10 protein-coding genes are annotated in these 14,050 nt (G+C 43.9%); 2 read left to right on the top strand and 8 right to left on the bottom strand.

The window, feature by feature from the left end; translation table 11 throughout:
* The coding region (locus MAS10914_RS31190) for a hypothetical protein (protein ID WP_033365468.1) at positions 1-894 on the top strand (894 nt) is incomplete at its 5' end.
* Between the two features lie 63 nt (positions 895-957).
* Here the strand turns inward: MAS10914_RS31190 and MAS10914_RS0126720 are convergent.
* The 8 genes from MAS10914_RS0126720 to MAS10914_RS0126680 all read right to left on the bottom strand — a co-directional run bounded on the left by MAS10914_RS0126720 (position 958) and on the right by MAS10914_RS0126680 (position 11,723).
* Entirely contained in the window at positions 958-1,995 is a 1,038-nt protein-coding gene (locus MAS10914_RS0126720) for a WD40 repeat domain-containing protein (protein WP_017319013.1), read from the bottom strand.
* Positions 1,996-2,181: 186 nt separating this feature from the next.
* Positions 2,182-4,245: a serine/threonine-protein kinase gene (locus tag MAS10914_RS0126715; protein ID WP_017319012.1), complete on the bottom strand. Its 2,064-nt coding sequence runs from the start codon at positions 4,243-4,245 to the stop codon at positions 2,182-2,184.
* Positions 4,246-4,662: 417 nt separating this feature from the next.
* Positions 4,663-5,700, bottom strand: coding sequence for a serine/threonine-protein kinase (locus MAS10914_RS0126710; protein WP_017319011.1), 1,038 nt, complete (start codon positions 5,698-5,700; stop codon positions 4,663-4,665).
* Positions 5,701-5,985: 285 nt separating this feature from the next.
* The gene (locus MAS10914_RS0126705) at positions 5,986-8,220 is read right to left on the bottom strand and encodes a glycoside hydrolase (protein ID WP_017319010.1); all 2,235 of its coding nucleotides are present in this window, start codon (positions 8,218-8,220) and stop codon (positions 5,986-5,988) included.
* A 71-nt stretch (positions 8,221-8,291) separates the two neighbouring features.
* On the bottom strand, positions 8,292-8,522 hold the full coding sequence (locus tag MAS10914_RS0126700) for a NifU family protein (protein WP_017319009.1): 231 nt from the start codon (positions 8,520-8,522) through the stop codon (positions 8,292-8,294).
* 264 nt (positions 8,523-8,786) lie between these two features.
* The gene (locus MAS10914_RS0126690) at positions 8,787-9,440 is read right to left on the bottom strand and encodes a DUF3386 domain-containing protein (protein ID WP_017319007.1); all 654 of its coding nucleotides are present in this window, start codon (positions 9,438-9,440) and stop codon (positions 8,787-8,789) included.
* A gap of 92 nt (positions 9,441-9,532) precedes the next feature.
* Positions 9,533-11,281 (bottom strand): sensor histidine kinase, encoded by a 1,749-nt coding sequence (locus MAS10914_RS0126685; RefSeq protein WP_026082836.1) that lies wholly within the window; start codon positions 11,279-11,281, stop codon positions 9,533-9,535.
* Positions 11,282-11,486: 205 nt separating this feature from the next.
* Positions 11,487-11,723: a hypothetical protein gene (locus MAS10914_RS0126680; RefSeq protein ID WP_033365463.1), complete on the bottom strand. Its 237-nt coding sequence runs from the start codon at positions 11,721-11,723 to the stop codon at positions 11,487-11,489.
* A gap of 367 nt (positions 11,724-12,090) precedes the next feature.
* On the opposite strand from MAS10914_RS0126680, the gene lepA reads away from it, so the two are divergent.
* Entirely contained in the window at positions 12,091-13,902 is a 1,812-nt protein-coding gene (gene lepA, locus MAS10914_RS0126675) for a translation elongation factor 4 (protein WP_017319004.1), read from the top strand.
* Positions 13,903-14,050: the final 148 nt, after the last annotated feature.

Here is a 14,050-nt window from a genome sequence, read left to right as displayed (position 1 = left end):
ACTTCCACACCCACCGCAACTGGTACTACCACCCCAGCACCTAAACCTGCGGCGACGGGCACGACTTCCACACCCACCGCAACTGGTACGACTATCGCAGTGCCTACGCCTTCAGGTCGTCTCTCTGCTCCTCCACGTCAAACAGGGCGCAAGCCAGCCACTGTGGGTTCGCCTGTTGCTACTTCCATAACACCTACTTTTAGGGAGATTAATTTTGTAGATATCGCCTTCGGTGTTCTAGCTCCGGGGGACTATCAGTCACAAGGCAGATATTTTCATTTCTATGAGTTTGAAGGCAGAGAAAATCAACTCATTCAAATTAGACTCACTGGCAGTGCGGATCATCGTCGCTCAAACAATTTAAGTCTAGACCCCTTCATGCTTCTGCTAGATCCTAATAATCAAGTTCTCTTAAAACGAGGTACTGGCGGAGGGGTAGATAGTCGAGGAGTTAAGGATGCATTTATATTTGTACGATTGCCAGTCGAGGGTACTTACAAAATTGCAGTCACTAGCCAAAACCCAGGGGATAAAGGTCGCTACAGTCTAGCTCTTAGGAATGATAGAGCCAGCTACACTTTAGATCAATCTAGCGAACTCACACCTGAGAACTCGACCCTGAGACAAAATGGAAGCCCTTACAATGTTTCCAAGTTTGAGGGTAAGAAAGACCAGCTTGTAAGTATCCGTGTGGACAGTATTTTTGAGCAGTTTTCTCCTTATATAGTCTTGCTCAACTCTAAGGGGCAAATCGTTGCTTCAGATAGTGACAAAGATGGTAAGTACAGTGCGCTCATTGACCGCGCTAGGCTGCCTGAAGATGACACTTACTACATAGTAGTCATTTCAGCTAATGCACAGGAAAGTGGTACATATCGATTGACACTCTTTTAATCTGAAAAATTATGAATTCTGAATGATGAATGATGCAAAACTGCATAATTTGTTATTCATGATTCATAATTTTGAAGAAAGGTCCCAAATCTTAACAGTCTTGTCAAAACTACTACTAGCAAGGGTCTTACCATCTGGACTAAACATGACAGACCATACCTTGTTGGTATGTCCTGTAAGAGTGGCTATTTGCTGCCCTGTTACCAAATTCCAAAGTTTGATAGTTTTGTCCCAACCACTACTGGCAAGGGTCTTGCCATCAGGGCTGACAGCGACAGACAAAACCTTGTTAGTATGCCCTGCAAGAGTATAACTTTCTCTTTGTGTAGATAAATTCCATAATTTGACAGTCTGATCCCAACTGCCACTGATGAGGGTACCACCATCAGGGCTAAAGGCAATCGAGGAAACAGCCTTGGAGTGCCCTCTGAGGGTGTGAATTTCCTTTCCCGTCGCGATATCCCACAAATTAATGCTGCTGTCGAAATAGTTACCACTGGCAAGCATCTTTCCATTTGGGCTAAACGCAACGGTGTTAACTACGTCGCAACCACCCTTGAGGCTGCGGATGTTCTCGCCGGTAGCCAAGTTCCACAGTTTAATACTCTGATCCCAGCTGCCACTAGCAAGGGTTAAACCATCAGCGCTGATGGCAACAGACTGAACTGAAGCTAAATGTCCTGTAAGAGTCCGGATTTCTTGTCCGGTAGTGAGATTCCACAGTTTGATAGTCCTGTCAGCACTGCCACTGACAAGGGTTTTGCCATTAGGGCTAAATGCGACTGAATTAACCGAATTAGAATGTCCCACTAGAGTCCGGATTTCTTTTCCGGTAGCCAGATTCCATAGTTTGATAGTCTTGTCACCACTAACACTGGCAAGAGTCTGTCCATCTGGACTAATGGCAACAGCCCAAATTGATTCGGAGTGTCCTGCAAGGGTGAAAGCTTCAGAAAAATTTCCCAAGGATGTGGTTTGAGGTTGACTGAGTTGAGAAGACACACTAGTGACAGCAGGGGAAGATTGCCAATACCAAACGCCCCAAAATCCCACAAGTGTGATTGCTACACCTGTCAACACTTTAATTTTTGAGTCAGTCATCTTTACAGAGCTTTGCCAATTCTACAGTTGTGCTGTTCTCACATTGCCGTTTTGACGAAACCGAGAACATCTTGCTTTTTTGGGAACACAAGTAGATACCAATTGAGGCGATACTATTCCGGATTTCTTACACTTTTGCGTATTTTTTTACCAATGACAACCTGAAAACGTTTAAAGCAAAAAAATTTAAAGAGATGTTCGCCAAATCTTAATAGTTTTATCGTCACCTCCACTCACAACAGTCTCTCCATCCGAACTAAAGGCGAAAGATTGAATCCTGTCGGAATGCCCCTCCAGGGTGCGGATTTGCTGTCCTGTTGCCAAATTCCAGAGTCTGATGGTTTTGTCAAAGCTGCCACTGGCAAGAATTTTGCCATCGGGACTGATAGCGACAGAGGTTACTTTGTCGGAATGCCCCTCCAGTGTGCGGATTTGCTGTCCTGTTGCCAAATTCCAAAGTTTGATGGTTTTATCAAAGCTGCCACTGGCAAGGATTTTGCCATCGGGACTGATAGCGACAGAGGTTACTTTGTCGGAATGCCCCTCCAGTGTGCGGATTTGCTGTCCTGTTGCCAAATTCCAAAGTTTGATGGTTTTATCAAAGCTGCCACTGGCAAGGATTTTGCCATCGGGACTAAAGGCAATAGACCGAACCCAGTTAGAATGTCCTGTCAGTGTGCGAATTTCATCTCCTGTTGCCAAGTTCCAGAGTTTAATCGTGTTGTCATCGCTACCATCTGCAAGCATCGTGCCATCATGACTAAAGGCAAGGGTCTGAATTGAGTTGGAATGTCTCTTCAAGGTGCGATTTTCTTGTCCGGTTGCTAAATTCCAAATTCTGATAGTTTTATCCTCACCACCACTAACAAGCAATTCCCCATCCGGGCTGATAGCTAGGAAATTCACCATATTGGTATGCCCCTCCAAGGTGGAGATTTCCTGTCCTGTTACCAGACTTAATAGCTTGATTGTGTGATTGCTGTTACTGGCAATTGTCTTCCCATCTGGGCTAATTACAACAGATAAAATTGAGTTGGAATATCCTTTAACAGTAGAGGCTAAGGAAAAGTTGCCTAAAGGAGCTTGCGGACGCTGATTGAAAATGACTTCTCGATTTGCAGTACTATTGTTTGGCTGACTCAAACTAGAAAATATTGTGAGTTCAAGACGGCGGTATTGCTGATACCAAAATTCTCCCGAACCCAATAATAAGATTGTACCGCCAGCCAAGAGTGAATTTCTCACGAAGAAATAGGACTTAGGTATAAATCGAGACCGATTTGTTGGTAATTTTATGATGTGCTTTGTTGCAGTTGCTGCTCTTAATTGCGGTCGTAGTTGCTGCTTTATGCTCAAGTCCGCAAGTGCATCATGGGCTGATTGGTAGCGATGCTGTATATCTTTTTGCAACAGCTTGTCGAGAACCTGTGCCAATTCTCTGGGGATTGGGCTTTTCAGATATTGCTGCCAATCTTTTACCCAGCTATACCCATATTCCGTCCAAAGTTTAAAAGGGGAAACTCCAGTCAGCAAATGAAAGCAGGTTGCTCCTAGACTGAACAAATCACTCGCTGGATAAGCTGCACCATCCCTGATCTGTTCAATAGGCGAATAGCCTTGTGAGCCAATTGAAGTCCCGATTTTCATCTGTACTTTTGCCGTCAACTGCTTTGCACAGCCAAAATCAATGAGGACTAAATTCGCGCTGATCGAGGATAGGGAGGCTCGATGCCGGATAATATTTTGTGGTTTGATATCTCGATGAATCACTCCGCGTTCATGGATAAACTTGAGGATGGGCAGTAAATTTAGCAAAATTTCTTTAATTTCACTAGGGTTATACTTCTTCTTCTGTTGGAATTCCCTTAACAAATTCTGCCCATCGATAAACTGCTGTACCAAATACAAGTAGTTATCTTGCTCAAAGTAAGCCAACAAAGTTGGAATTTGAGGATGTTCTCCAAGTTCTTGCAGTCGCTGAGCTTCTTTTTGAAACAATTCCATTGCTTTCTTCAGCGCCCAAGTATCCTGGACTCTTGGTGCTAGTTGCTTGATCACGCACCGTTCATTTAATTTATCTATATCTTCAGCTAAATATGTTCTGCCAAATCCACCTTCATCAGAAAGAACTTGAATGATACGAAAGCGATTTCGCAGTAGTGATACCAGTGGGGTGCAGCACGTTTGGCAAAGCTTCTTTCCATTGGTATTCAGGGGATTTGGGCAATCAGGATTAAGGCAGCAAATCATCATTTGGTAGGCGCGACTGCGTGACACATTACGCTAAGTTATCCCTGAAATTTTGATTTTTTTTATGATGATTAATTGTTCCTCCTATTATACAAAATCTCAATTGAAAAAGTTTTTTATGTTTTCACATTCAGAACTCTTCCTGAAGATCCGCAAATGCCAGAGGATACGGTATTAATAAAAACTAAGAACTGACAAGAAATATCTGACAAAAAACAGTGATATTTTTGATTTGTAACCACAGATAAACACAGATGCACACAGATAATTTATTTATATTTATCTCTTCTTATCTATGGATTGATTAAACATTCAAAGTTGGCAAGATTTCATTAAATCTAGTTAACTTGGTCACAAACTTCGTTTGTTTACTTTTTGATTTTTAATTCTTCATAGTTACTCTTTTGATACCTCAGGCTAGTAACACATCAAATTACCTGACGGCTTTCTGGCGTTTAACTTTTTTTTCCACTCCCGAATGGCGATCGCAGTCCTTACCACAGGCGGCAAGTATTCCTGAGAAATTTCTTCGTTTCCTCTGGTTTTCTCACCAAGTTTTTGAGTACTTAAACAGTCACTCAAAGTAGGCAAATAAGATTCCATACTCAAAGCCCAAATCACCTCGTCGGCTGACTTAAAACGCTCCTCTAAGGAAATTTTCAGCATTTGGTCTAAAATTTGGGCAAAATAGTCACTGACATTGACTTCTTTTTGCCAAGATATCTCTCCCGTCTTTGGGTCATGCTCAAATTCTAAGGGTGATTTTCCAGTTAAAAGATAAAGACAGGTCACACCCACCGCATAAATATCAGTAGCATAAACAGGACGCAGACAAAATTGTTCTGGTGCGGCAAATCCCATCGTTCCCACAAAATTGGTGTTTGCAGTTGTATCCATTGGTATTTCACTCGCGTGAACCAATTCTTCTTTCACTGCGCCAAAATCAATCAGTACAAGCCGCCCATCATCTTTACACCGCAGCAAGTTATGGGGCTTAATATCTCTATGAATTACACGATTTCTATGCACATACTGCAATACTGGTAACAGTTCTCGCAAAAACTGTTTAACTGCTGCTTCACTCTTTAAACCAGTTTGCTTGACTTCTTGTGCTAATGTACAACCCTGTACATATTCTTGAACTAAGTAAAACTCTTTATTGATTTCAAAATAGTCCAAAAGCATGGGAATCTGAGAATGATGACCTAGCCGAGCTAAGGCTTTTGCTTCTTTTTCAAACCGTTCGCATGCATGTTTCCAACTTTTGGGATTCTTGAGTTTAGGACAAAGCTGTTTAATGACACAAAAAGGATTTCCTGGTAACACTGCATCTTTTGCTAAAAATGTCACACCAAAACCACCTTTGCCTAAAATTTGCAGTATTTGGTAGCGATCGCGAAATAGAAGCTTGGAACCGCACATTTGACCAAGCTGAGTCTGCTTTACAATATCCATATAATAATGCAAGATTTTCAACAGATAAGCGATTCATTAAGCACAAAGGCTTATTGAGCTTTAAAGTGTTTTCAATCTAACCAAAAACATTTTTTTTCGCTAGTAGCATTACCATATCTTTGCCAAATCCTAACCTTTCCAGAACTTAGGCAGTGAACTCAAAAATAAAGGAATAGAAGGGTTGTAGGGGTGTAAAGGCGCAAGGCAATGCGCCCCTACATTATGAATTTTAGATTTTGAAGAGCCAATTTCCCCTTTACACCCCTACACTTAGTGTTAAATAAATTAAGGAACCTCAATCGGAATCAAAGCATTTTCCGGGAGATAGTTGCAGAAACGCCCTTCATCCGAAAGCACCAAAATCAGGCGTAAGGGATAATCAGGCGGAACTTGCAAATCTGCCCAAGGTATCGCCAACTCCAAACAATTGTTCAAGGCGACTTGAGCACGGCTGGTACGCGGATGCCATTGATAATGCTCCCCAGCTTCCCGAAACTGTATTGATTGTGTCAGCAAATTAATCTCTAAATGGTGATGGAACAGGTAATTCAGTGGGGATGCATCCGGCACTTCTGCCAAGGGAACAGGACTGTTGTGCATTGTTTGGTTGGGATAAAACCAGAGTAAATTCAACTCTGGTGCCAAATCCTGCCCTAGTTGAACGCCTGTTTTGAAGTCCACCCGTAAATAGAAATTCAAGTGATCCACCCCGTACCAAAGCCGCTGAATGGCACTGCTGTTATGCATTGTTCCCCGTGCCCCGCCGACTTCTATGCGTCCGGCTTTGTCCCAGTCTTGCTCATCACCCCTACCATCAATGACTGGATGAATAAAGCTTTGTGGACGGCAGTCTGTCTGTGCTTCGTGAATTTCCACAGGTTGCCGGAGATAGGGCGGTATCGGTTCATTCAGCGCTTTGTATATGCCATATAAATGCTCGCGAAATAACTGGTCAAAGATGGCATCGTGATTTGAGGAATGCCCGACACCAAACCACCAAAACCAGTCAGAACCCTCTGCGGCATACAAAGCTTCCCATGCTTCGGCGTTGTTTTCTTCCGTTGCTTCTGGATGATTTGCTAAAGTTGCCCTGGCTTGCGTTAGATAATCCCAAGCGCGATTTTTAGCAGGGTCCCCGATCCAAGTGGTGAAGCTACCATCCACCCAAGAACCACTGTGCAGTTGCTGCCCTGGGATAGTTGCTGTTGGGGGAAACTGTTCGATAAATTCTGAGACAGTAACAAGTTTTAGGTGCGGTTCGTTACTGAGGCTTTGATATAAAGCGTCCAAGAAGGGTTTGCCATCTTGGGGATAATATTCCCAGCAGTTCTCACCATCTAAGGCGATGGTCACTAACCAGGGTTGTTCGCTTTGGCTGTCTCTTTGCATCCGGGCGATCGCCTGCAAGTGACCCACTAGGTCTGCTGCTGCCTGCTTTGGCGCCATGGAACCGTAGGTAAAGCCAATTAAATCTGATAATCTGTGGTCGCGAAAGACAATTGCTAAGTCACCTACTGAGGTTTGCAATCGATATGGTCGGTATAGCAACTCCGGGTCTTGAACGTTCCCCGCACCATCGCGGTGGAAAAATTGTTTCAGCGTCCAGCCCAGCACTGCTTCATCTGAGCAAATCCACTTAAAGCCTTGATTAATAATATACGGTAAAACTTCCGGGCTGACTGATTGTTCTGATGGCCACAAACCTCGTGGCGTCTGTCCAAATCTGTCTACATATAAATTCCAAGCTTTGCGTAAGTGCCGGGGAATGTCTTCTCCCCACTGAAATCGAGACTCTGGTAAAGTCATATTAGGCACTGCCACACGACCAGAGTTAGTATCGGCAAGCAAAGGCAAGATGGGATGGGTATAAGGCGAGGTTGTCACTTCTAACTGCCCCGCCTCCTGCATTGCCTTATGTTGCGGGACAATTTTGCTAATAATTTCTCTTTGTTTAGAGTAAATGCGCTGGCGATCGCCCAAAGTAAAATTCTTACCCTGCTTTAACCAAGCTTCAATTTCTGGGTCATCCCAAAACACGGGGTCAATCCACGCCAGATTATGCCACGCCAATAAATCGCTGTAATCTTGCAGTTGCCAATTTATCAAACACCAAGGGTGCCCTTTTTCTTGACGTTGGTTGTACAACTGAGCATAGCGGGGATGGGGGTCAATGAGGGTGTGGTGATTTGCGTCGAAAAAGTGTTCTACAATAAATTCCCGTTGTTGGTCAGAGAGTTGCTCTGTTGGTGTTAGGCTCAGTTCCAGGTAAGGGTCAAAAGCAGTTCCAGCGATGTAATCTTCCAGCTGCAATATGAGTGAGGGTACCAAATTGACCGTTTGGTGCAATCGAGGGTAGCGCTCTAGAATCAGCATGAGATCCAAGTAATCCTTAGTACCATGCAAACGTACCCAGGGTAGACGATAACGTTGAGAACGAGACGGCGAAACGTCGCTCGTGGGAGATTTGTACAGCGGCTGATGTTGATGCCAAATAAAGGCGACGTAGAGAGGATGAGACATAGGGATAGTTAGGAGTGAGGTGTCTCTTATGTAGAGACGCGCCATGACGCGTCTCTACAACTCCTAACTTTTTACATCACTTGTTCGACTTCTGCAATTTCAGGAATCATTTCTCTGAGGCGACGCTCAATTCCCATTCTTAAAGTCATTGTGGAACTCGGACAAGAACCGCAAGCGCCTTGCAACCGTAGTTTGACGACTGGACCCTCAAGTTCCACGAGTTCCACATTACCGCCATCAGAAATGAGATAAGGACGCATTTCATCTAAAACTGTTTCGACATTATCGACTGTAAGTTCCATAGTTGTAGACCTCGTAAATTAAAGGTGGGGTGGAAAATTGGATATTGGCTTGTCATAGCGTTTAAGCGCTACTACTAACCTATCAGCCAGTTTCCAAAATTTTATTTTCGTGCGTTGTTAAAACAATCCTAGATCTAATTGCAGCTTGATGGCTTTTTGTCTTTTTTTATTCAAGAGACAAAGCCCAACAAAGCAAGGTGTTTTGGTTTGAAATACTGAAATTTATTTCTGAGGGAACTTCTACCTTCTGCATAGCTGCCTTTTTCATGAAACAGCTGCTGGTTCTAATAGCTTAATGTTGGAGTAGCTAAACTCAGTTGTGGTACGAGTGCCATCTTTATACTCTTGCACAATTTGCTTAGTCATCACATAGTAATCGCCAATTTTCTCATAGGTATCTTCAAATTTGAGAACACTGGTCACTTGATTCGTTTTCGAGTTGCGGAAGGTTGCATCATAGCGAGTTGCAATGTAGCCAGAACCTGTGTCCAAGCTTGCGTGGGTATCAATGATAAAAGCCATGCGACCCATCACCCGACTGACCTGGGAAATTTCGTTACCCCGGACTTTATAATTTGAACCCATAGAGTCGCCCTTAACCAAGATTTCTATCGCACCATTCGGGTCTTCTTGACCAAGGCTAAACTCGTGCTCTCCATGAGACTGCTCAAAGTTTGTGCATTTACGGTGGGTGACTATATCTCGCAATTGAGTATAAATACCTTCCTCCACTTGCTCATCTGCAACACCCGTAACTTCTACGCTTAGGTCGCGGTTGATGCGAATCTTACCTGTATAGACTTCATCTCCCTGAACTAGTTGCACATCTGCACTATAACCAGGAAAGTTTTCGTCCCAAGTATAACGACTTTCGTAAGCGGTTTGGAATAGCTGACGGGCTGTTATTGGATGTGTCATATAACCAATTTGACTTCACCTTTTTCAGTTTAGTCTACCAAGTCTTGATGTACAGACGTGCTGTTTGAGGTGTCGGCGCGTGTGTAAAAATCTTATAAGTCGTTATCTGAGGATGAAACCATAACTGGTTGTTGATAGAGCGGTACAGTAAATGTTACGGTTGAGCCAAGTCCTTCGCCCAAACTGTAAAAATTGACTTCACCCCCCATTGCCTCTACTAGCTTTTGGGATATTGCTAATCCCAAGCCTGTACCGCCGTAATGGCGAGTGCGGGAGCTATCTACCTGACTAAATATTTGAAACAGTTTGTCCTGTTTGTCAAGAGAAACACCAATACCTGTGTCTGCCACACGCACTCTTACCATACCAGGAAATTGTTGGTCTTGAAATATCACTTTTTTACGAACAACATCGGCACTGATAGTTATACCGCCTTCATGAGTAAATTTAATAGCATTGCCAACTAAATTTAGCATCACTTGCTTGAGGCGCTGGTAATCACCATAGACGATAATTTCATCAGAAGTTGCAGGCATTTGCATTCGCAGACTGAGGTTTCTTCCCTCTGCTTGAGGACGCATAAAACTTTCCACATCACTGAATAGCTCATCTAACCAGACTGATCGCAATTCTAGTTCCATTTTGTCTGCTTCAATTCTGGCAATATCTAAGATATCGTTGATAATATCAAGCAGGTAAAGTGATGATTTGTGAGCTTCTTGAAGAAACTGCCTTTGTTCTTCTGGATCGTCTGCCATACCCTCCAAAATCAACTTTAAAAATCCGATAATGCCGTTGAGTGGTGTTCTCAGCTCATGGGTCACATTGGCGAGAAACTCTCTGATGTGGCGGGTGGCTTGTTCGGCTTCTTGACGCGCTTGTTCCAGTTCTTTATATAAGGTAGCGTGGGCGATCGCTGTTCCTAGCTGATCTGCCACTTCTTTTGCTAGTTCAAGTTCCTCTGCGCTGATCTCGGAGCATATCTTGCCTAAAGTGACAGCAATCAATCCATTTGGCTGGTCTTGGTAGCAAGTTGTCACCACTAACATTCTGTGCTGAGCGAAATCGAGATGTTGTGGATTTTGCACAAAAATGGGTTGTAGTGTTGCCAATGCTTGGACAAAGCCCGGCTCAGAAGCAATCTCTATTTCCAAGCCAAGCATAGAGCCTAGGTTTGGTTGGCGGTATTCTGCTATCACCTGCACTTTCGTGTTAGATGATTGGTATGGACAAATTATACAGCGTTCCAGTTGCAACGCTTCCCCCAAACTATCCACCGTTTGTTGCCAAATAATATCCAAATCTAATGTCCGTCGGATATTTCTGGTAATTTGGTTTATCAGTTTATGGTGACGCTGTGAATGTAACGCTGAATCTAGCTGTACGGGTGTTTGATATGCCAAGTTTTCTTCTGGTTTGCTGAGTGCTGCTTGCAGCAGCCGTCCCATAACTAGAACTGTTGTTGGGGTGCTTGCCAACGAAGGCATAATCGGAGTGATGACCAACTCCAACTCAAACAGCTGCTGACCATAGCTAAACCAACACTGATACCTTTGGGGCATTAAAGTTGTTAGAATCTGCTGCAACCTTTCCAAGTATGCAGCCTGATCCACTGGGGTAAAAGCATATTCTTTGCCGCTTTGGTTTGCAACTATTTGCTCAGAGTTTAACCCTAGGCATTCGCTGTGTTGCCACCAAAAGGTCAAGTAGCGTCCTGTATCATCTTGCGTGTACACCAACTCGGCTCCTAAATTTGCCCATGAGCCATTAGTGTTACTGGTAATAGCATCTTTATTCTTTGACAATACCTTCGACCTTTGGGAGTTAGCAGTAATACTCATGACTCGAGTTGGATAAATAAATGGCAACAAATGGCAACCCAAAACGCTTTGCTATTCACTGCCTAAAGTTTGGAATAAATTTTTACAGCAATAGCATACTTAAGCGGCGATTTTTGTTTGTCATAAAATCTAGCATCGGAAATTTTACATTTTTTAATCCTCCTTATCTATCTTATTTTTTACCTTTTTTTTAGCTTTTGTGAATTTAATCGTTCCATTCCCCGCGAGGTGGTAAAGGTTTACGTACAGGGTTACGCGTCAGTTCGTCATCTCTTGGTGTTTCACCCCTCAACCATTGGCGGATCGCCACCTCAATCACTTTACTGGGGTCATTGGTGAGATGCTGAATTTGTTCTAGTAACTCCGAGTCTAGGCGAATAGCTATCTCTACCTTATCGGCAAGTCTTTGTTCCGCATCGGTAGCGTTCTGTTTCATATTCATAAGGTGATATACCTGAATTTGTTTTTTCCAAGGCTTTGTAAAGTCGCTCTATTCACACCAGGGGGGCTGTTGCGGGTTGCAGTAGCCCCGTCAGGTCTGTATGAATGCACTTGTTGTTGTTTATTGTACGCCCCTAACTGATGAATACTAGAAGCTATGTATAGACCTTCATATCTTCTTGAAAGTCCACAAGTCAATATTCAATTGTCAGTAGTCAATAGTCAATACTCCACAATCATGAGTCATTAGTTATTCCCCTTGACTCCTTGTCCCCCCGTCCAATAGCACCGTCTGGGCTAAGAAAGCATTAAAATACGTTAAGTATATTGCTCTTTTATCCCTTGTTGCTCCTAAAGCAAAGAAGTATATGACTGACGTTCCCGCCGCTCGCATTCGCAATTTTTGTATTATTGCTCACATTGACCATGGGAAATCTACCCTAGCAGACCGCTTGCTGCAAGTGACAGGCACTGTAGACAAGCGGGAGATGAAGGAACAGTTTCTCGACAACATGGATTTGGAACGGGAGCGCGGCATTACAATTAAGCTGCAAGCTGCCCGGATGAACTACAAAGCAAAGGATGGTCAGCAGTATGTACTAAACTTAATTGATACTCCGGGTCATGTGGATTTTTCGTATGAAGTGTCCCGCAGTCTTGCTGCTTGCGAAGGTGCGTTGTTGGTAGTAGATGCTTCCCAGGGAGTGGAAGCGCAAACCCTGGCAAATGTCTACTTAGCTCTAGAGCATAACCTGGAAATTATCCCAGTTTTGAATAAAATCGACTTACCTGGAGCAGAACCAGAGCGGATCACACAGGAAATTGAAGAAATTATCGGTTTAGATTGCAGTGGTGCGATTCTTGCCTCAGCCAAAGAAGGAATAGGCATTGACGAGATTTTAGAAGCCATTGTGGAGCGTATACCACCGCCACGGAACACGGTGAATGAGCGCTTAAGGGCATTGATTTTTGATAGTTACTACGACAGCTACCGAGGAGTCATTGTCTATTTTCGGGTGATGGATGGCACACTCAAGAAGGGCGATCGCATCTACCTAATGGTTTCTGGCAAGGAATACGAAATTGATGAGTTAGGAGTGCTTTCTCCCACCCAAAAGCAAGTTGAAGAACTGCACGCAGGGGAAGTTGGTTATTTAGCCGCAGCAATTAAAGCGGTTGCTGATGCACGGGTGGGAGACACAATCACCTTATCCAACGCTAAAGCCCCTGAACCATTACCTGGTTACACAGAAGCTAACCCAATGGTATTCTGCGGGATGTTCCCCATCGATGCTGACCAATTTGAAGATTTGCGCGAAGCCTTAGATAAACTCAAACTGAATGATGCAGCGCTACAGTTTGAACCAGAAACATCTAGCGCGATGGGTTTTGGCTTCCGCTGTGGCTTTTTGGGTTTGCTGCACATGGAAATTGTGCAAGAACGCCTAGAGCGAGAGTATGACCTGGACTTAATTATTACTGCTCCTTCTGTCGTTTACAAGGTACATACCCTCAAGGGTGAGGAACTCTACATAGACAACCCCAGTCGCTTACCCTCTCCCAACGAACGGGAGAAAATTGAAGAACCGTACGTCCAAGTGGATATGATTACGCCAGAAACTTACGTCGGCACTTTGATGGAGTTGGCGCAAAATCGGCGTGGTGTCTTCAAAGATATGAAGTATCTCACTCAAGGACGCACCACACTCAGTTACGAGTTGCCTTTGGCAGAAGTTGTCACAGACTTTTTTGACCAGATGAAATCCCGCTCACGGGGATATGCCAGCATGGAATATCAATTGATTGGCTACCGGGAAAATCCCCTAGTCAAACTCGATATTTTAATTAATGGCGATCCAGTTGATTCCTTGGCGATGATTGTCCACAGAGATAAAGCGTACAACGTTGGGCGGTCAATGGCTGAGAAGCTAAAAGAATTGATTCCCCGCCATCAATTCAAAGTGCCCATCCAAGCATCGATTGGCAGTAAAGTCATTGCCAGTGAACATATCCCAGCTTTACGAAAAGATGTGCTGGCCAAGTGCTACGGCGGTGACATTAGCCGGAAGAAGAAACTCTTACAGAAGCAGGCAAAAGGTAAAAAGCGGATGAAATCTGTGGGTACAGTGGATGTACCGCAGGAAGCGTTTATGGCAGTGTTGCGCTTGGATCAGCAGTAACCCCTACCCCCAACGCCTCCCCGTTTGCGGGGAGGGGGCATCAACAATAGATTTCTTGCAAAAATCCGGTTTAAGGGTATTTGGAACCGCAGATGCACACAGATGCACACAGATAAATTATCTGTGTGCATCTGTGTTTATCTGTGGT

Origin of the sequence: Mastigocladopsis repens PCC 10914, assembly GCF_000315565.1 — a bacterium.
In the GTDB taxonomy this organism is placed as follows: Bacteria; Cyanobacteriota; Cyanobacteriia; order Cyanobacteriales; family Nostocaceae; genus Mastigocladopsis; species Mastigocladopsis repens.
Note: the sequence above shows the minus strand (reverse complement) of the source record. Positions and strands in the feature narration are given on the sequence as shown.